This is a genomic window from Microlunatus spumicola (genome assembly GCF_039536445.1).
Classification (GTDB): domain Bacteria; phylum Actinomycetota; class Actinomycetes; order Propionibacteriales; family Propionibacteriaceae; genus Microlunatus; species Microlunatus spumicola.
The window spans coordinates 130,902-149,485 of record NZ_BAAAYR010000002.1 but is presented as its reverse complement, the minus strand read 5'-3'; the positions used below and the strand labels follow the sequence as shown (position 1 = coordinate 149,485).

Annotated in this window: 15 protein-coding genes; 7 read left to right on the top strand and 8 right to left on the bottom strand. The window is 72.3% G+C overall.

All coding sequences use genetic code 11. The features are described from left to right. The first annotated feature begins 79 nt into the window (after positions 1–79). Complete coding sequence (locus ABD665_RS09675) at positions 80–1,324, top strand: DUF2786 domain-containing protein (protein WP_204910845.1); 1,245 nt, start codon at positions 80–82, stop codon at positions 1,322–1,324. 10 nt (positions 1,325–1,334) lie between these two features. Here ABD665_RS09675 and ABD665_RS09670 read toward each other — a convergent pair whose 3' ends face one another. Then, complete coding sequence (locus ABD665_RS09670) at positions 1,335–2,399, bottom strand: LacI family DNA-binding transcriptional regulator (protein WP_344742095.1); 1,065 nt, start codon at positions 2,397–2,399, stop codon at positions 1,335–1,337. Between the two features lie 340 nt (positions 2,400–2,739). Between ABD665_RS09670 and ABD665_RS09665 the strand changes: the two genes are divergently transcribed. The 4 genes from ABD665_RS09665 to ABD665_RS09650 all read left to right on the top strand — a co-directional run bounded on the left by ABD665_RS09665 (position 2,740) and on the right by ABD665_RS09650 (position 9,101). Next, a complete protein-coding gene (locus ABD665_RS09665) occupies positions 2,740–4,119 on the top strand; it encodes an extracellular solute-binding protein (protein ID WP_204910846.1) in 1,380 nt (459 codons plus the stop codon). Between the two features lie 3 nt (positions 4,120–4,122). Next, entirely contained in the window at positions 4,123–5,049 is a 927-nt protein-coding gene (locus tag ABD665_RS09660; RefSeq protein ID WP_344742092.1) for a carbohydrate ABC transporter permease, read from the top strand. After that, entirely contained in the window at positions 5,046–5,954 is a 909-nt protein-coding gene (locus ABD665_RS09655; RefSeq protein ID WP_204910847.1) for an ABC transporter permease subunit, read from the top strand. Before ABD665_RS09660 ends, ABD665_RS09655 begins: the two co-directional genes overlap by 4 nt. 102 nt (positions 5,955–6,056) lie before the next feature. Continuing rightward, positions 6,057–9,101 (top strand): glycoside hydrolase family 38 N-terminal domain-containing protein, encoded by a 3,045-nt coding sequence (locus tag ABD665_RS09650; protein ID WP_204910848.1) that lies wholly within the window; start codon positions 6,057–6,059, stop codon positions 9,099–9,101. 89 nt (positions 9,102–9,190) lie between these two features. Here ABD665_RS09650 and ABD665_RS09645 read toward each other — a convergent pair whose 3' ends face one another. From ABD665_RS09645 to ABD665_RS09615, 7 genes are all read right to left on the bottom strand, one after another. Next, positions 9,191–9,586, bottom strand: a complete 396-nt coding sequence (locus ABD665_RS09645) for a PIN domain-containing protein (protein WP_204910849.1) — start codon at positions 9,584–9,586, stop codon at positions 9,191–9,193. A gap of 1 nt (position 9,587) precedes the next feature. After that, a complete protein-coding gene (locus tag ABD665_RS09640; RefSeq protein WP_204910850.1) occupies positions 9,588–9,809 on the bottom strand; it encodes a type II toxin-antitoxin system prevent-host-death family antitoxin in 222 nt (73 codons plus the stop codon). A gap of 153 nt (positions 9,810–9,962) precedes the next feature. Continuing rightward, positions 9,963–11,456: an amidohydrolase family protein gene (locus tag ABD665_RS09635; protein ID WP_204910851.1), complete on the bottom strand. Its 1,494-nt coding sequence runs from the start codon at positions 11,454–11,456 to the stop codon at positions 9,963–9,965. 39 nt (positions 11,457–11,495) lie between these two features. Beyond that, positions 11,496–11,870 (bottom strand): hypothetical protein, encoded by a 375-nt coding sequence (locus tag ABD665_RS09630; RefSeq protein WP_204910852.1) that lies wholly within the window; start codon positions 11,868–11,870, stop codon positions 11,496–11,498. Further along, positions 11,867–12,739: a DODA-type extradiol aromatic ring-opening family dioxygenase gene (locus ABD665_RS09625; protein WP_204910853.1), complete on the bottom strand. Its 873-nt coding sequence runs from the start codon at positions 12,737–12,739 to the stop codon at positions 11,867–11,869. The genes ABD665_RS09630 and ABD665_RS09625 overlap by 4 nt, the downstream gene beginning before the upstream one ends. Before the next feature lie 40 nt (positions 12,740–12,779). After that, complete coding sequence (locus tag ABD665_RS09620) at positions 12,780–13,571, bottom strand: citryl-CoA lyase (RefSeq protein WP_204910854.1); 792 nt, start codon at positions 13,569–13,571, stop codon at positions 12,780–12,782. Further along, positions 13,571–14,785, bottom strand: a complete 1,215-nt coding sequence (locus ABD665_RS09615) for a CaiB/BaiF CoA transferase family protein (RefSeq protein WP_344742085.1) — start codon at positions 14,783–14,785, stop codon at positions 13,571–13,573. The genes ABD665_RS09620 and ABD665_RS09615 overlap by 1 nt, the downstream gene beginning before the upstream one ends. A 57-nt stretch (positions 14,786–14,842) precedes the next feature. On the opposite strand from ABD665_RS09615, the gene ABD665_RS09610 reads away from it, so the two are divergent. Both ABD665_RS09610 and clpB read left to right on the top strand, forming a co-directional pair. Continuing rightward, positions 14,843–15,715 (top strand): IclR family transcriptional regulator domain-containing protein, encoded by an 873-nt coding sequence (locus tag ABD665_RS09610; protein WP_204910856.1) that lies wholly within the window; start codon positions 14,843–14,845, stop codon positions 15,713–15,715. Positions 15,716–15,955: 240 nt separating this feature from the next. After that, positions 15,956–18,553 carry an ATP-dependent chaperone ClpB gene (gene clpB / locus ABD665_RS09605; protein ID WP_204910857.1) on the top strand — a complete coding sequence of 866 codons (2,598 nt, stop codon included), beginning with the start codon at positions 15,956–15,958 and terminating at the stop codon, positions 18,551–18,553. Positions 18,554–18,584 lie beyond the last annotated feature (31 nt).

Genomic DNA, 18,584 nt, shown 5'->3' with positions numbered 1-18,584 from the left:
GTCGCGGTCGGATCTTCCCCGTTCTGCGTCTCTGATGGCGACGGACGGAACTGTCACCTCGATCCGTCATCCTGGCGCAGTGGAAGACAGCGCTTTCGTCAGGTCGGACGACCAGCAGTCGACGCTGGACGAGGCGTCCGCGGTGCTGCAGAGCTGGAGCAGGGCCGCGGTGGGGTCGAACGTCCACCGGCTCCGTGCCGCGGTGGCCGAGGCCGTACGCGGTCGCCGCCCCGAGGTCCTGGAGACGGTCGAGCGGCGGCTGGTCGACGAGCTGAGCGCCCGGCTCGCCCGGGCGTGGGAGGTCGGCTGGGAGCCGCGCGACCTGCTGCACGCGGCGGGCACGAGCCCGCGGACCGGGGCGCACGCGAGGACGCTGGTCGCGCTGCAGGCGGCCACCAGCGGAGCGGCGGCACGAGCGCCGCAGGGCTGGCGGGACCAGCTCGACGAGGTCCGGCCGGACGGCTGGACGCCCGGGACGCGGTGGCGACCGGTCGACCCGACGGACAGCTCGAGCACGCGGATCCGGACCTTCACCGACCTCCTGCTCCTGCTGAAGCTGCTGGCGGAGCTGCGGCCCCTGGACCCGGTCGGCCCGAAGCCCTCGCAGTGGGGACGGGAGACGACGCCCACCACCACGACGTCGAGCTCGGGCCGCGACCGGCTCCTGAACCGCATCCGCGGGCTGCTGGCCAAGGCGGAGGCGACCGACCACCCGGCCGAGGCGGAGACCTTCACGGCCAAGGCGCAGGAGCTGATGACCCGGCACGCCGTCGACGAGGCGGTGCTGCGCGGCCTCCAGCACGCGGACATCCCGGTCGCCACGCGCCGCGTGCACCTGCAGTCCCCGTACGCCAACGTCAAGGCGACGCTGCTGAACGCGGTGGCCGTGCCCAACCGCTGCCGGACCGTCCTGCTGAACGAGTACGACATCGCCGTGCTGGTCGGCACGCCGACCGACGTCGACCAGACCGAGCTGCTCTTCACCTCCCTGCTGATCCAGGCGACCCGGGCCATGGCCGAGGCGGGGCACCGCGGCGCCGGGTCCGCCGACCGGTCAGCCACCTTCCGGCGGTCGTTCCTGCTCGCGTACGCCACCCGGATCGGGGAGCGGCTGCGCGAGGCCGACCGCTCGACGACGGCCACCTACGGGACCGAGCTCGTGCCGCTGCTGCAGCGCGAGGCGGCCGCCGTGGACGCCGAGTTCGAGCGTCAGTTCCCCCAGGTCCGGCAGGGCGGCACCACCTCCGTGGACCTGCGCGGCTGGGAGGCCGGCCGGGCCGCCGCCGACCAGGCCGCATTCGTGGCCGGCCGGCTGACCGCCTGAGCGGACCGCCTCACCCCGCGGGCGGCCGGATCTCGCCGCTGCCGCGCTCGACCAGGCGGACGGGCAGGACGAGGCGGGTGCTCGTGGCGGCCGAGCCGTCGATGCGGGCGAGCAGGAGCTCGGTGGCGGTCTCGGCCATGCGCTCGGGGTCGGTGGCGACGACCGTGAGTGGCACGGGCAGCAGGTCGGCCAGCGGGAAGTCGTCGAAGCCCACCAGCGCGACCGACCGGCTCGCCGCACCGACCGCCCGGATGGCGCCCTCGGCCAGGAACCCGGTCGTGCAGAAGACCGCGGTCGGCGGTTCGGCGAGCGCGAGGAGGCTCCGCGTCGCGGCCTCGGCGTCCTCCGGCGTGCCCTGCCGCAGCGTGACGACGAGCCGCTCGTCGACGGGGACGTCGGCGTCGCGCATGGCCCGGCGGTAGCCGCGCAGCCGCCGACCGGTCGTGTAGTACGAGGGCGCGACGAGCACCGCGACCCGGCGGTGCCCGTGCCCGAGCAGGTGCGCGGTCGCCATCCGGCCGCCGGCCTCGTTGTCGAGCACGACGCTGTCGCCGGGGGCCCCGGCGCTCGGCCGGTCGACGAACACGACCGGGAGCGGCCGGCGCCCCGTTTCCTCGAGCAGGAACCGGTAGTCGCCCTGGTCCGGCACGATGACGAGCCCGGCGACGCGGCGCCCGACCAGCTCGCGGATCGCCTGCTGCTCGACCTCGGGGTCCTCGTCGACGGTGCTGAGCACGACGGCGAAGCGGGCGGCGTTCGCCACGGCGACGGCCGCCTTGGCCAGGGTGGCGTAGAACGGGTTGGTCAGGTCGCCGAGCAGCAGCCCGATCGTGCGGGAGTGCTGGCCGGGTCGGAGCGCCCGGGCCACCTCGTTGCGCTGGAACCCGAGCTCCACGATCGCCGTCCGCACGCGCTCGGCGGTGGCCGGCCGTACGGAGCCCAGCTCGTTGACGACGCGCGAGACGGTGGCCAGCCCGACGCCGGCGCGCTCGGCCACGTCGCGCATCGTCGGAACCGCACCCGCCCGACCCTCCGGGCCCGGGTACGCGTCGTCGCCCGCGAACGCCTCCGCCACGTCGGCCTCCTTCCGCGTCGCTCCGCGCCCGGCCTCGACGTGGAGCCGCATCGTACGGGCTCTTGACTTCCCGCGGACTCGATGGATACGTTTCCAAAGCAAGTCTTGGATACGTTTCCATCCGGAGCTGCACCGGTCAAGACCCGCGGTGATCATCTCGACGTCGAGAGGAAGCCCATGACCCCCGAGCCCGTGCGCGGCACGTCCCGGAGCGCGCCGCCCCTCGTCCTCGTGCTCGTCCCGCCCAGCACCCGGCCCCGCCGCCCGGTCCGCTGCTGACGCACCCCGGACCTTCCGAACGCCCGTCCCCCACGCCGGACCGACCACCCAGGAGTCAACGATGATGTCCCGCCGAACCGCCCTGGTCGCTGTCACCCTCGCAGCCACCCTGGGCGCCCTGCCCGCCTGCTCGTCGTCCTCCTCGTCCGGGTCCTCCGGCGGGTCGAGCGACAGCGCGCCGAAGACGATCACGATCGCCTACCAGAAGTTCGGGGCGTTCACCCAGATGGACTCCCACATGACCAAGGTCAAGGCCGAGTACGAGGCCGCGCACCCCGGCATGACGGTCAAGCTGAACCCGATCCAGGCCGACGAGAACGACTACTACACCAAGCTCAACCTGATGAACCGGACCGCGTCGACGGCGCCCGACGTCCTCTACGAGGACACGTTCCTGGTGAACTCCGACATCGACGCCGGCTACCTCGCCCCGCTGGACGACTACGCCGGCAAGTGGGCCGACTGGAGCCAGTTCACGGAGTCGGCGCAGGGCGCGGGCAAGGGCGCCGACGGCAAGCTCTACGGCATCCCGATGGGCACCGACACCCGCGCGCTCTACTACAACAAGGAGATCTTCGCGAAGGCCGGCCTGCCGACCGACTGGCAGCCGAAGTCGTGGGACGACATCCTCGTGGCGGCCCGCGCCATCAAGGCCAAGGTGCCCGACGTCCTGCCCTTCAACATCTACTCGGGCAAGGGCGCCGGCGAGGGCTCGACGATGCAGGGCCTGGAGATGCTGCTCTACGGCACCCAGAACACGCTCTACGACGAGGCCGCCAAGAAGTGGGTGACGGCGAGCCCGGGCCTGACGGACTCGTTCGGGTTCCTCAAGACGGTCTTCGACGAGGGGCTCGCGCCCAAGCCGCAGGACGCGCTCGACCCGCAGTGGGGCACCAAGCTCAGCACCAGCCTCATCCCCGGCGGCAAGGTCGGGATCGCGCTCGACGGGTCGTGGCAGACGGGCACCTGGAAGGACAGCGGCGCCAAGCCGTGGCCCGAGTACAGCAAGGTCCTCGGCGTGGCGGCGATGCCGACCCAGCACGGCGAGGCGCCCGGCGCGACCAGCATGTCCGGCGGCTGGCTGCTGTCGGTCGGCGCCAAGTCCAAGAACAAGGACGCGGCCTGGGACTTCGTGAGCCTGGCGCTCAACCAGGAGAACACGAAGTCCTACGACATCGCGGCCAGCCAGATCAGCGAGCGCAAGGACGTGTCCTCCGACCCGGCCTACCTCGAGTCGGACCCCTTCACCAAGACGTTCACCGACCTCGTGCAGTACACGCACTTCCGCCCGGCCTACTCGAAGTACCCGCGGATCTCGGACGCCCTGCAGTCGACGATGGAGACCGTCATGACGGACAAGGCGCCCGTCGACCAGGCGCTGACGCAGTTCCAGAACACGGCCAAGGGCATCGTCGGCCCCGACGGCTCCACCACGGCCTGACCCGTGGCGGCCACCCTCACCGCCCCGCCGGGCGCCCCCGTGGCGCCCGGCGTCCGGCGGCACCCCGGACCCGGCGCGGCGGCCAAGCTGCTGCCGCTGCTGCCGGCCGTCGCCCTGCTGCTGCTCTTCTTCGCCGGACCGGTGATCTGGAGCGTCTACACGGCCTTCACCGACCAGTCGCTGTCGGGCGCGGGCGCCTCGAACGCGCAGTTCATCGGCCTCGCGAACTTCACCCGCATGGTCGCCGACCCGGCCTTCTGGCACTCGATCGTGCTGACCGTCGTCTTCGTGGTGGGCTCGGCGGTGATCGGGCAGAACACCCTCGGCCTGCTCATCGCCCTGCTGCTGCGGCACCGCCACCGGGTGACGCAGGCGGCGGTCTCGCTCGTCGTCGTCGGCGCGTGGGTGATGCCGGAGATCGTCGCGGCCTTCTGCTGGTACGCGTTCCTCAACCCGGACGGTTCGCTGAACGCCTGGGCAGGCGCCTTCGGGCTGAACCAGAACTGGCTCTACACCGCACCGGTCTTCGCCGTGATCCTCGCGAACGTCTGGCGGGGAACGGCGTTCTCGATGATGGTCTACTCGGCCGCGCTGTCCGACATCCCGCCGGAGCTCGAGGAGGCGGCGTCGGTCGACGGCGGGAGCGGGTGGCGCCGGCTGTGGTCGATCACGCTGCCACTCATCCGCCGCTCGATCCTCACGAACCTGATGTTGATCACGCTCCAGACCCTCGCCGTCTTCACGGTGATCTACGTCCTGACCGGCGGCGGGCCGGGCGGCGCGAGCCAGACGACGCCGCTCTACATGTACGAGCAGGCGTTCCAGTTCTACGACCTCGGCTACGGCACCGCGATGGCGCTCGTGCTGCTCCTGGTCGGCGCGCTCTTCTCGTTGATCTACCTCCGCTTCGTCTCGGTGGACGAGCGATGACGGCCACCCTGACCGTCGCGCCCGCCCCCGGTGCCGCCGTCGTCGAGCAGCGGCCGCGTCGGCACGTCCTCGGCATCACGTCGCCCCGGAAGCTGCCCACCTGGATCCTGGCGCACCTGGCCCTGCTGCTCGTCGTCGTCGCGTTCCTGGCGCCGATGCTGTGGTTGATCTTCGGCTCGCTGCACGCCGACTCGGCGCTCACGGTCGAGCTCGGCGGGCGGTGGACCCTGGGCAACTTCGTCGCCGTCATGACCCCGGAGACGCTCTGGCTCCCGCTGCTCAACTCGTTCCTGCTGTCGGCGGGGACCGCGCTGCTCACGGTGGTCTGCGCGGCGCTCGCGGCGTACCCGCTGTCGCGCTACTCGATGCGCTTCCGCCGGACGTTCCTCTACACGATCGTCTTCTCGACGGGCCTGCCGATCACCGCGGTCATGGTGCCCGTGTACGTCCTGTTCGCGACCTTCGCGATCACCGACTCCCGGGTCGCCACGATCCTGTTCATGAGCGCGACCTCGCTGCCGTTCGCGATCTGGATGATGAAGAACTTCATGGACGGCGTCCCGGTGTCGCTCGAGGAGGCGGCCTGGACGGACGGGGCCGGCTGGTTCGACTCGCTGCGCGGCATCGTCCTGCCGCTCATGGCCCCCGGGCTGGCGGTGGTGTCGATCTTCGTCTTCGTGCAGCAGTGGGGGGACTTCTTCATCCCGTTCGTCCTGCTGCAGAGCCCGGAGAAGCAGCCCGCCTCCGTCAGCATCTACACCTTCTTCAGCTCCTACGGAGCGGTCGCGTACGGTCAGCTGGCAGCCTTCTCGATCTTGTACACGCTGCCGATCATCGCCCTCTACGGCGTGCTCTCGAAGGCCCTCGGCGGAGGCTTCAGCTTCGCCGGCGGGCTCAAGGGCTGACGTCGCGCACGACCCGCACCGCTCCACCCGCCGGACCTGCTCGACCCGCGCCGCCCCGCTCGACCCGCGCCGCTCCCTGTGCCCCGACCCGAGAGGTGACCCATGCCCGACCTGACCGACCCGGTGGAGGAGCGGCTGGCCCGCTTCCGTGCGGAGCGGCTGCTGCCCGCGCTCTACCGCGAGCGGGTGCCGCTCGACGTCACCGCGTGGGAGGTGCCGGGGGAGCCGGTGCCGTTCGCCGAGGCGGTCGACGCCGACTTCACGCCGTTCGAGGTCGGCTCCGCGTACGGGCCGCCCTGGGCGACGACGTGGTTCCGGGCGACGGGCACCGTTCCCGAGGGCTGGGACGACGTCGAGGGCACGGCGGTCGAGGTGGTCGTGGACCTGGGGTTCAGCGACACCGAGCCGGGCTTCCAGGCCGAGGGCCTCGTCTGGACCGCCGGGGGGCGGATCCTCAAGGCCGTCGAGCCGATGAACCAGGCCGTGCCTCTCGACACCTCCTCCCCGGCCCGCTCGGGTGCGGCGGTCGACGTCCTCGTCGAGGCCGCGTCCAACCCGCACGTGCTCGAGCACATGACCTTCGTGCCGACCCACCTCGGGAGTCGCGCGACCGCCGGCAAGGACCCCCTGTACCGGCTGCGGCGGCTCGAGCTCGGGCTGCGCGACGTCGCCGTGTGGGAGCTCGACCGCGACCTCTTCACCCTCGCCGGCCTGCTGCTGGAGCTGCCGCCGGAGACCCAGCGCCGGGCGGAGGTCCGCGAGGCGCTCGACCGCGTCGTCGACGTCGTCGACCCGCAGGACGTCTCCGGGACCGCCCAGGCCGGGCGCGACCTGCTGCGCCGCGTGCTCGACAAGCCCGCTAATGCCAGCGCGCACCAGCTCTACGCCGTCGGCCACGCGCACATCGACTCCGCCTGGCTGTGGCCGGTGCGCGAGACCGTGCGCAAGGTCGCGCGCACCTTCGCGAACGTCTGCGACCTCATCGAGCGCGAGGAGCAGTTCGTCTTCGCCGCGTCGTCCGCGCAGCAGTACGCCTGGCTCCAGGAGTTCTACCCCGACCTGTTCGAGCGGGTGCGCGGCCACGTCCGCGCCGGTCGCTTCGTGCCGGTCGGCGGCATGTGGGTGGAGTCCGACACCAACCTGCCGGGCGGCGAGGCGCTCGCCCGCCAGTTCGTGCTGGGCAAGGGCTTCTTCTCCTCCGAGCTCGGCGTCGACACGCAGGAGGTCTGGCTCCCGGACTCCTTCGGCTACTCCGGCGCGCTGCCGCAGATCATGGCGGCGGCCGGGGCGAAGTGGTTCCTCACGCAGAAGATCAGCTGGAACGACTCCAACGTCATGCCGCACTCGACCTTCCGCTGGGAGGGCATCGACGGCACGCAGGTCTTCACGCACTTCCCGCCGGTCGACACCTACAACTCCGAGCTGTCGGCGGAGGAGCTGGCCCGCGCCGAGCGGAACTTCACCGAGAAGGCCGTCGCCAACCGCTCGCTCGTCCCCTTCGGCCACGGCGATGGCGGTGGCGGACCCACCCGCGAGATGGTCGCGGCGGCTCGGCGTACGGCGTCGCTCGAGGGCTCGCCCTCGGTCCGGCTCGCCAGCCCGGTCGAGTTCTTCACCGACGCGCAGGCCGAGCTGCCCGACGCACCCGTCTGGTCGGGCGAGCTCTACCTCGAGTTCCACCGCGGCACCTACACGAGCCAGGCGCGCACCAAGCGTGGCAACCGCCGGAGCGAGCACCTGCTCCGCGAGGCCGAGCTGTGGGCGGCCACGGCGACCGTCCGCACAGGCGCGGCGTACCCGTACGCGGCCCTGCAGGCGGCGTGGCGCACGGTCTGCCTCCAGCAGTTCCACGACATCCTGCCGGGCACGTCGATCAGCTGGGTCTACGCCGACGCCGAGGCCGGCTACGCCCGCGTCGCCGAGTCGACCGGGCGGATCATCGACGAGGCGCTCCGGGCCCTGCTCGGCAGCGGCACCTCGACGGCCAGCGCCAACGCCGGCCCGTACGCGGTCGACGGCGTGCCCGCGCTCGCCGTGACCCCGGAGCCCAGCCCCTTCGGGCCGGTCGAGGCGCAGCCGGACGGCGACGGCTTCGTCCTGGAGAACGACCTCGTCCGGGTCCGGGTCGACGCCCGCGGCCTGATCGTCTCGATCCTCGACCTCGTCGCCGCGCGCGAGCTCGTGCCCGAGGGTCGGGCCGCGGGGCTGCTCCAGCTGCACCGCGACGTGCCGAACCGCTGGGACGCCTGGGACATCGACCGGACCTACCAGCGCACCACGACCGACCTGGTCGACGCGGTCTCGTTGACGGCGGTCGAGGGCGGCGCCCTGCGCGTGGAACGGCGGTTCGGGGACTCGTCGCTGGTGCAGACGATCGCCCTCGCGCCCGACGCGGCGCGCATCGACCTCGGGTTCACGGTGGACTGGCACGAGCGGCAGAAGCTGCTCAAGCTCGCCTTCCCGCTCGACGTGCACGCCGACGCGGCGGCCTCGGAGATCCAGTTCGGCCACCTGAACCGCCCGACCCACGCCAACACCTCGTGGGACAGCGCGCGCTTCGAGACCGTCGCGCACCGGTGGGTGCACGTCGGCGAGGCGGGCTACGGCGTCGCCGTGTCGAACGACTCGACCTACGGCCACGACATCACCCGGGCGAGCGCCGGCGTGCGGGGGAGCACGACTGCTGGTGCGACGACGACGGTCCGGCTCTCGCTGCTCCGCGCCCCGCTCTTCCCCGACCCGGACGCCGACCAGGGCGAGCACGTGCTCAACGTGTCCGTCGCGGTCGGCGCCGGCATCCCCGAGGCCGTGGCCGAGGGCTACCGGCGGAACCTCCCGCTGCGCGTCGTCGACGGGGTCGGCGCCGAGCCGGTCGAACCGCTCGTCGCCGTCGATCACCCCGCGATCGTCGTCGAGGCGGTCAAGCTCGCCGAGGACGGCAGCGGCGACGTGGTCGTCCGGCTCTACGAGGCGTACGGGTCGCGCGCACGGGGACGGCTGACCGTCGGCTTCGACGTCACGGACGTGGTCGAGACCGACCTGCTGGAGCGGACGGTCGACCCCGCCGCCCTGCGGGCCGTCGAGGGCCCGGTCGCCGAGCTGGAGCTGCGCCCCTTCCAGATCGCCACCCTCCGCCTTTCCCGCTGACCCCTTAAAGGCGGAAAGTGGTCACTCCGGTGCCCGAACTGGCGTCCGCCAGGGCCCGGAGTGACCACTTGCGGGAGCAGGGACGAGCCTCACCAGGTCAGGACGCGAGGCACCGGCAGGTCGGTGATGGCGGCGTCGACGGTGACGAGGACGAGCTCCTCCAGCGTCGCCTGGGCGACCAGGATGCGGTCGAACGGGTCGCGGTGCTCCCAGCGCAACGACCCGGCCAGCAGCCCGTGCTCGAGCGTCACGGGCAGGGTCTCCGCCCCGAGGTCGGCCACCCGTCGACCCAGCGTGGTCGGGAGGCTGGGTGCGTCCAGCTTGCCGATGCGCACCTTCGTGCTGATCTCCAGGGCCGACGCGGCCGACACCAGCAGGGCGTTCGTGCGGTCGGCCAGCTGGTCGCGGACCTTCTCGGGTATGCGGTCCGGGCTCCCCAGCAGCCAGAGCAGGACGTGGGTGTCGAGCAGGTAGGAGGTGCTCACCTCACTCCCAGGCCGCGAGCTCGCTCTCCGTCAGCGGCTCGTCGAAGTCGTCCGGCACGTCGAGCTCCATGATCCCGAAGCGACGTGGCGGCACCGGCACGACCGGGACGAGCCGGGCCACCGGGCGCCCGGCGCGCGCGATGATGATCTCTTCCCCGTGCTCGCTCCGCACGAGGAGGTCGCTCAGCCGGGTCTTCGCCTCCTGCACGTTCACCTGGGTCATGACCCCAGCGTACGAGACCCTGACCAGCTCGACCAGACCAAGCCGGTCGGGCCAGCAACTGGTGCCCTGTCCTCCCGAGCGAAGTGGTCACTCCGGAGCGTGATCTGACGTCGATCGAGGCCCGCAGCGACCACTTTCCGGGAGAGGGGACGGCTAGGCCGAGGTGCCCTGCGGCTCCTTGCCCCGGTCGCCGCTGGCCCGGTGGGTGTCGGCCGTACGGAACTCGGTGTACGTGTACGGGTTGTCGAGGACCTTCGTCGGCGGGACGTCGGGGTTCATGCCCTGCGCCCAGACCTCCTCGCCGAGCGTCGAGCGGAGGTAGGAGACGGTGTCGTCGATCTCGGCCCGCGCGCTCGCCAGGTCCTCGACGAGCTTCCCCTCGTGCTTGGCGACCCGGCCGTCGACCAGGACGGTCCGGACGTCGCCGCGGCCGGCCTGGAGCGCGATGTGTCCGTACGGGTTCAGCACGGGGAAGAGCGTGGGGGACAGGTCGTTCTTGATCAGGACGACGTCGGCGCGCTTGCCGACCTCGAGCGACCCGACGAGGTCGCCCATGCCGAGCGCCTCGGCGCCGCCGCGGGTGGCCCAGGCGACGACGTGCTCGGCGCGCAGGTGCGCGTGCGTGACCGTGTCGCCGACCTCGTGCGCCTTGGTGTGCTCCCACGCGCGGTCCGCGCCGAGGGTGGAGCGCATCGCCGAGAAGAGGTCGCTCGAGAACCACACGCTGGTGTCGACGGAGAGCGACACCGGGATGCCGTGCTCGCGCAGCGCCCATGACGGCGGGTAGCCCTGCCCGCAGCTCTGCTCGCTCTCCGTGGAGAGCGACACCGAACCGCCGGTCGCGGCGATGCGCTGGTACGAGTCGTCCGACAGCGTCGCCGCGTGCGCGTAGACGGTGTCGGCCTGCATGAAGCCGGCGTCGTGCATGAGCCGGATGCCGTCGTCGTTCGTCGCGCCCCACACGCCCGCGTGCGTCGTGACGGGCAGCCCCAGCTCCCGGGCGACCTCGAACGCGGCGCGCTCCGGGAAGGCGGGGTCGCCGGTGACGTCGAAGGCCATCTGCAGGCGCAGCGAGTCCGACCCGGAGGCGTGGTCGCGGAGGAAGCGCTGGACGGCCGGGTCGGCCGACCACTCCCAGGGCCCGGCGAAGATGTCGCCGTACGCGAGCACGTAGCGCCCGGTCGAGGAGACGAGGGCGTCGAGCGCCGCCTCGGCGTGCTCGAGGGTGCGCAGCCCGTGCGACCAGTCGACCGTCGTCGTCACTCCCGCGTCGATCGCGTCCAGCGCCGAGAGCCGGTTGCCCGCGTGCACGTCCTGCGGGCGGAAGCTCTTGCCGTGCTCGAGGTAGTACCAGACGAAGTACTGCGTGAGCGTCCAGTCGGCGCCGTAGCCGCGCATCGCCGTCTGCCACATGTGGCGGTGCGTGTCGATCATCCCGGGCATGACGATGCCGCCGGAGGCATCGATCTCGAACGTTCCGTCGGGCACGGCCAGGTCCGGCCCGATCGCGGCGACGTCGGTGCCCACGACGAGCACGTCGGTGTCGGGCAGCACCCGGCGCTGGTCGTCGACCGTGACGACGGTGCCGTGGCGCAGGACGACCGGCTGGCCGTCGGCGGGGAGAGGCGTGGAGCTGGCGGTGGTCATGGCGACTCCTTCGTCGAGCACGGGCGGTGGCGTCGGTCGCTAGAGCGCGACGGGCGGGTAGGGCTGGCCGAGCCAGTGCGAGAGCTTCGTGGCGTACTCGCGCTGGAAGGAGAGGGGACCGCTCGCGGCCGCGTAGTCCTCGTCGTAGAGGGCGATCATGATCGTGAGGGTCAGGAAGAAGTGCGCGCCCATCTCGAAGAGGGCGACGTAGTCGTGGTCGACGAGGGCCTGCCGCTCGGCGTCGCTGAACGACAGCCAGGTCGTCTGCTCCACGCGGTTGTTGACGCCCAGGTGGCGCCCGAGCCCGTCCTCCCAGCGGGTGACGAGGGCTGCGGGGTCCGCCTTGTACGCCGCCAGCAGCTCGGGGTCGCCGTCGACCTGGTAGAGGAACTTGTTGACGTAGTACCTGCTCATGCGAGCACCGCGCCGTCCTGCTCCGGGGTCCACGTCATGTACATCTCGCGGGTGTGGAAGAGGTCGAGGTCGTCGACGTACGACGCCTCGATCGGTCCGGCGATGCCCATCATCAGGATCAGGTCCATGAAGCCGTGGGTCGCGTTGCCGGCGCCCGACATGGACTCGAACGTGACGTTCTCGAGGATCGCCTCGATGTTGCCCTTGGACAGCCACTCGATGGCCTGACGGTCGAACACCGGGTCCGGCCCGGTCTCGCCGAACTGCCGCGGGCCGCCGAGCTCGAGCGAGAGGTGGCCCGAGCCGACGGCGGCGACGGTGAGGTCGCTCGGCCAGGCGTCGATGACCTCGCGGATCGCGCGGCCCAGCTGCCAGAAGCGCTTCGGGCTCGGGAGCGGCGGCGCGAAGATGTTCGTGTAGATCGGGACGACCGGCAGGTCCGCGTCGGGGCGGGTCGTGATGATCGGGCAGATGATCGAGTGGTCGAGCTTGAGCTCGTGGCTGACCGCCATGTCGAAGCCGCGGTCGAGCAGGCCCTGGAGCAGGAAGCCCGACAGCTCCTCGTGCCCCTGCAGCAGGAACGGCGGGATCGAGAACTCCCGCTCCTCGTTGTAGAAGGTCGCGTCGTAAATCGGCTGCTTGCCGATCAGGAACGCCGGGTAGTTGTCGGCGAAGAACTGGTGGAAGTGGTCGGCCCCGACCATGACCAGGACGTCGGGCTCCGCCGCCGTCAGCGTCTCCCGGTAGGCCTCGACCTTGCGCCGCCACTCGTCCGCCTGCGGCATGCGCTCCTCGGGCGGCGTCAGCTGCGTCGCCTTCAGGTAGAAGGGGTGGTGCGTCGTCGCGAGCACCGCGCTCAACCTCGCCATCGAGGCTCCGTTCCGGGTCGGGTGGGTCGTGCGGGAAGGGTCAGGACGGGTCGGGCAGGGGGACGTAGACGGCGTTGCGGTCGACCTCGGCGTAGACGCTGGGCGCGATCGGCATCTCGCGCTCCTCGGCGAGGTGGCCGATGAGGCCGGCCGTCCGGGCGAGCAGCGCGAACGCCCGCAGCAGGTCGATCGGCAGGCCCAGGTCGGCGAGCGCGGCGCCGGCGACCCCGGCACCGTTGAGGGGCAGACGGCGTCCGAGCACCTGCTCGTGCACCCGCCCCACTGCGGCGAAGAGCCGCAGGTGGTCGCCGAGGCTGCCGCTCTCCTCCGCGATCGTGAACATCACCGGGACGCGGGGGTCGGCCTCCTTGTGCACCGGGTGGCCGATGCCGGGGACCTTGTCACCGGCCGTGCGCGCGGCGCGGACGGCCTCGAGCGCGATCGCGTCCCACTGCTCGTCGGTCCGGTCTGTCGCATCCTCGAGCTCCGCGAGCACCCGGTGCAGCCAGCGCCCGGTGTCCTCGGTGACGCCGAGGAAGCGGGAGCCGCCGCCGAGGATCCCGGCCGCGAGGGCGCCCTGGACCGAGTCCGGCGCGCTGTAGTAGGTCAGGCGCGCGGCGATGGCGGTCGGCGTGAACCCGTGGTCGGTGAGCGACACGAGCACGGCCTCGAACAGGCGCACCTCGCCCGCGGAGGGGCGGCGCCGGGCGGCGAGCCAGAAGGCCAGCTCGCCGAACCCGACCTGGCCGAGCAGGTCGGCCGCGAGGTCGTGACCGAGCAGCCTGATGGTGGTCGGGTCGCTCGTGCCGATCGACGTGGGGAACTCGGGCATCAGGCGTCCTTCCCGTCGGGTGCCCCGGCCGGGGACCCGTCCCGCAGCCAGGCGCGGACCGCGTCCGAGTCGGCCCCGAGCGCGGGGGCCGGGGTCGAGTACTGGGCGGGGGTCGCGGAGAACCGGAGGGCGTTGCGGATCATCGGCACTGCCTCCTCGCCCTCGCCCACCTGCACGACGGGGTCGAGGCCGAGCCGCTCGGCGAGCGCGACGCCGCCGTCGATCGTGTTGATCGGTCCGCACGGCACGCCCGCCGCGGTCAGCCGCTCGAACCAGCCCTCGACCGTGTCGGTGGCCAGCACCTCGAGCAGCAGCGGACGCAGCGCCTCGCGGTTCCGGTTGCGCTCGTGGGTGGCGCCGAACCGCGGGTCGTCCGCCAGCTCGGGCCGGCCGAGCGCGGCGGCGAGCTTGCGGAACTGCGGGTCGTTCGCGGCGACGACGACGAGCTCGCCGTCGGAGCAGGCCAGCGGCTCGTACGGGAACAGGCTCGGGTGCGCGTTGCCCATCCGGAAGGGGACGCTGCCGGCCGCGACGTAGGTGGAGGAGTGGTTGGCCATCGCCGCCAGCGCCGTCGACAGCAGGTTGACCTCGACGTGCTGGCCCTGCCCGGTCGCGTCGCGGTGGCGCAGGGCGGCGAGGACGCCGATCACGGACTGCAGCCCGCTCATCACGTCGAAGACGGAGACGCCGCTCCGGTACGCCGGCCCGTCGGGATCGCCGGTGAGGCTCATCAGGCCCGAGGCGGCCTGGACGATCAGGTCGTAGCCGGGCAGCCGCGCGCCCCCGGCCGCACCGAAGCCGCTGATCGACGCGTACACGACCCCCGGGTTCGCGGCCGCGACGCTGTCGTAGTCGAGGCCGAAGCGGACCAGGCCGCCCGGCCGGAAGTTCTCGACGACGACGTCCGCGCGGCGGCAGAGCTCGGCGGCGTCCGCGCGGTCGTCGGCGTCCTTGAAGTCGAGCACCACGTCGCGCTTGTTGCGGTTGATGCCCAGGTAGTAGGTCGAGACGCCGTCCCGCTCGGGCGGGCGCCACCCCCGGGTCTCGTCGCCGGCGGGGGCCTCGACCTTGACGACGGTCGCGCCGAGGTCGGCCATGATCTGCGTCGCGTACGGGCCGGCGAGCACCCGGGAGAGGTCGGCGACGAGCAGCCCCGTCAGCGGACCGACGCCCGGGTGCACCCCGAGCGCGTCCTCGGACGTCTTCACCACCACCCCGCACCCCTTTGTCGGACAGTTGTCCGCCTGACGGACATAGGGCATCCTGCTCTGGTGACGCCAGTCCGTCAAGACCCCCCCGACCCGGATTCCCGCGAGGACGCCGGGGTCTCGGCGCGGCGTGGTCGGAACGACGCCGGACCGGACTTCATCGAGGCGCTCGCCCGGGGCCTCGACGTGATCCGCGCCTTCGGCACCACGGGTGCGCCCGCCTCGCTCAGCGACCTGGCCGCGGCCGCGGGGCTCAGCCGACCGACGACGCGCCGGATCCTGCTCACGCTCGCCGAGCTCGGCTACGTCCGCGCCGACGCCGGGCTGCACCGGCTGACCCCGCGCGTCCTGGAGCTCGGGCTCGCGTACGTCTCGGCGAGCGACGTCTGGTCCCTCGCGCGCCCGCACCTCGAGCGGCTGAGCGTCGAGACGGGGGAGTCCTGCTCCATCGCCGAGCTCGACGGAGGCGACATCGTCTACGTCGCCCGGGTCGCCGTCCCCAAGCTCGTGGCGCTCTCGGTCGGCATCGGGACCCGGTTCCCGGCCGGCGTCACCTCGCTGGGCAAGGTCCTCCTCGCGCACCTGCCGGACGTCCGGCGCGACGCCGCCCTCGCCGAGCCGACCCGCTCCGGGATCACCCCGGCGCGCCCGTCCTCCCGGCCCGAGCTGGTCGCCGAGCTCGCCGCCGTACGGGAGCGCGGCTGGGCCACCACCGACCAGGCGCTCGCGCCGGCGGTGCGCTCGATCGCCGTGCCCGTGCGCGACGCCGACGGACGCGTGACGTGCGCGATGAACGTGAACGCCCACGCCATGGAGACGTCCATGGAGACGCTCGTCGTCGAGCACCTCCCCCGGCTGCAGGCCGCGGCGGCCGAGCTCGCCGCCGACCGTGCCCTGCTCGCGGCCCGCCCGGTCGCGACCCTGCCGCGCCGCTGAGCCGCGCGCCCGCCGGCGCGCGTCGACCCCGGGCCCCGTCCTCCGGGTGCTCCCCGGTCCTGCCCGATCTTCCGTCACTCAGGCCCTCATGCAGGGCCTCTGTGCGCGACGCTGTCCGTGGGAATAGCACCTGTGAGAGCAAGGTTGAGCCTATGACGCTCAACTCTGGCTTGCGCTCACCATTCCGAGCGCGGCACACTTGAGCCGAGGACACTCAACCCAGAGGAACCCGCCACACCCATGGACACGAACAAGCTCACCACCAAGAGCCGGGACGCCGTCTCGTCGGCGCTCCGTCTGGCGCTCACCGGCGGCAACCCGTACGTCGAGCCCAGCCACCTCCTGCACGCGATCCTGCAGGTCCCCGGCAACACCGTCGCCCCGCTGATCACCGCCGTCGGCGCCGACCCCGCCGTGGTCGACGCGGCCGCGCAGGGAGCGATCAGCAAGCTCTCCTCGGCGACCGGGTCGTCCGTCGCCCAGCCGCAGCTGTCGGGCAGCTTCGCTCGCGTGCTCGCCGACGCGGAGACCCGCGCCGAGCAGCTCGGCGACTCCTACGTCGCCACGGAGCACCTGCTCGTCGCCCTCGCGGCCGTCGCCTCGGACGCCCAGCAGGTCCTTCGCGACCTGAAGGTCACGCCGGAGGCGCTCACCGCCAAGTTCAACGAGCTGCGCGGCAGCAAGCGCGTCACCAGCGCCGAGGCCGAGGGCACCGAGTCCGCGCTCGACCAGTACGGCGTCGACCTGACCGCCACCGCGCGCGCCGGCAAGCTCGACCCCGTCATCGGGCGCGACACCGAGATCCGCCGCGTCGTGCAGGTGCTCGCGCGCCGCACGAAGAACAACCCCGTCCTCATCGGCGAGCCCGGCGTCGGCAAGACCGCCGTCGTCGAGGGGCTCGCCCAGCGCCTCGTCGCGGGCGACGTCCCCGACTCCCTCAAGGGCCGTCGGCTCGTCTCGCTCAACCTGAGCGCGATGGTGGCCGGCGCCAAGTACCGCGGCGAGTTCGAGGAGCGGCTGAAGGCCGTCCTCAACGAGATCCGCGACGCCGAGGGCCAGGTCATCACGTTCATCGACGAGCTCCACACCGTCGTCGGCGCGGGTGCGTCGGGCGACTCCTCGATGGACGCCGGCAACATGCTCAAGCCGATGCTGGCCCGCGGCGAGCTGCGGATGATCGGCGCCACGACGCTCGACGAGTACCGCGAGCGGATCGAGAAGGACCCGGCGCTGGAGCGCCGCTTCCAGCAGGTCTACGTCGGCGAGCCCAGCGTCGAGGACACCGTCGCGATCCTGCGCGGCCTGCGCGAGCGCTACGAGGCGCACCACAAGGTGGCCATCACCGACGGTGCCCTGGTCGCGGCCGCCTCGCTGTCCAACCGCTACATCACCTCCCGCCAGCTGCCCGACAAGGCCATCGACCTCGTCGACGAGGCGGCGTCCCGGCTGCGGATGGAGATCGACTCCTCGCCGGAGGAGATCGACCAGCTGCGCCGTTCCGTGGACCGGATGACCATGCAGCGGCTCGCGTTGGAGAAGGAGACCGACGCGGGTTCCGTGGCGCGGCTGGAGCGGCTCCAGGCCGAGCTGGCCGACGCGCAGGAGGAGCTCCGCGGCCTCGAGGCGCGCTGGGAGGCCGAGAAGCAGGGCCTCAACCAGGTGGGCGAGCTGCGCTCGCAGATCGACGAGCTGCGCACCCAGGCCGAGCGTGCCCTCCGCGAGGGCGACCTCAGCCGGGCCAGCGAGATCAGCTACGGCGAGATCCCCGCGCTGCAGGAGCAGCTGTCCCGGGCCGACGAGGCCGAGCGGAACACCACGCCGATGGTCAGCGAGGAGGTCAGCGCCCAGGACATCGCCGAGGTCGTGGCGAACTGGACCGGCATCCCCACCGGCCGGCTGCTCGAGGGCGAGACCGAGAAGCTCCTGCACATGGAGGACCGGCTCGGAGAGCGCCTGATCGGGCAGCGCCCGGCGGTCAAGGCCGTGTCCGACGCTGTCCGCCGCTCGCGGGCCGGCATCTCCGACCCCAACCGTCCGACCGGCTCGTTCCTGTTCCTCGGGCCGACGGGTGTCGGCAAGACGGAGCTGGCGAAGTCGCTCGCGGCGTTCCTCTTCGACGACGAGCACGCCATGATCCGGATCGACATGAGCGAGTACTCCGAGAAGCACTCGGTGTCCCGCCTCGTCGGTGCGCCTCCCGGCTACGTCGGCTACGACGAGGGCGGCCAGCTCACCGAGGCCGTGCGGCGCCGCCCGTACGCGGTCGTGCTGCTCGACGAGGTCGAGAAGGCCCACCCCGAGGTCTTCGACATCCTGCTGCAGGTCCTCGACGACGGTCGCCTGACCGACGGCCAGGGCCGGACGGTCGACTTCCGGAACGTGATCATGATCCTGACGTCGAACCTCGGCTCGCAGTACCTGGCCGACCCCAAGCTCGACGCGACGCTCAAGCGCGACGCCGTGATGGGCGTGGTGCGGCAGGCGTTCAAGCCGGAGTTCCTGAACCGGCTCGACGAGGTCGTCCTCTTCGACGCCCTCGACACCGCTGAGCTGTCCAAGATCGTCGAGATCAACCTGGGCCGGCTCAACGACCGGCTCGCCGACCGGCGGATCAGCGTCGTCGCGACGCAGGCCGCGAAGGACTGGCTGGCGCTCACGGGCTTCGACCCGACGTACGGCGCCCGCCCGCTCCGCCGGCTGATCCAGACGACCATCGAGGACCAGCTCGCCCGGCGGGTGCTCGGCGGCGAGGTCCTCGAGGGCGACACCGTCACCTTCGACCTCGACCCCGAGGGCGACGCGCTCCGCGTCGTGACGGACGTCCCGGCGACCGTCTGAGCCCAGGAACGCGCCTGGGGAACGCACCCTG

Excerpts from the sequence above, each read along its gene's own strand:
- ABD665_RS09665 (WP_204910846.1), top strand. The coding sequence starts at position 2,740 with ATGATGTCCCGCCGAACCGCCCTGGTCGCTGTCACCCTCGCAGCCACC.
- ABD665_RS09655 (WP_204910847.1), top strand. The coding sequence starts at position 5,046 with ATGACGGCCACCCTGACCGTCGCGCCCGCCCCCGGTGCCGCCGTCGTC.
- ABD665_RS09650 (WP_204910848.1), top strand. The coding sequence starts at position 6,057 with ATGCCCGACCTGACCGACCCGGTGGAGGAGCGGCTGGCCCGCTTCCGT.
- ABD665_RS09640 (WP_204910850.1), bottom strand. The coding sequence starts at position 9,809 with ATGACCCAGGTGAACGTGCAGGAGGCGAAGACCCGGCTGAGCGACCTC.
- ABD665_RS09635 (WP_204910851.1), bottom strand. The coding sequence starts at position 11,456 with ATGACCACCGCCAGCTCCACGCCTCTCCCCGCCGACGGCCAGCCGGTC.
- ABD665_RS09630 (WP_204910852.1), bottom strand. The coding sequence starts at position 11,870 with ATGAGCAGGTACTACGTCAACAAGTTCCTCTACCAGGTCGACGGCGAC.
- ABD665_RS09625 (WP_204910853.1), bottom strand. The coding sequence starts at position 12,739 with ATGGCGAGGTTGAGCGCGGTGCTCGCGACGACGCACCACCCCTTCTAC.
- ABD665_RS09620 (WP_204910854.1), bottom strand. The coding sequence starts at position 13,571 with ATGCCCGAGTTCCCCACGTCGATCGGCACGAGCGACCCGACCACCATC.
- clpB (WP_204910857.1), top strand. The coding sequence starts at position 15,956 with ATGGACACGAACAAGCTCACCACCAAGAGCCGGGACGCCGTCTCGTCG.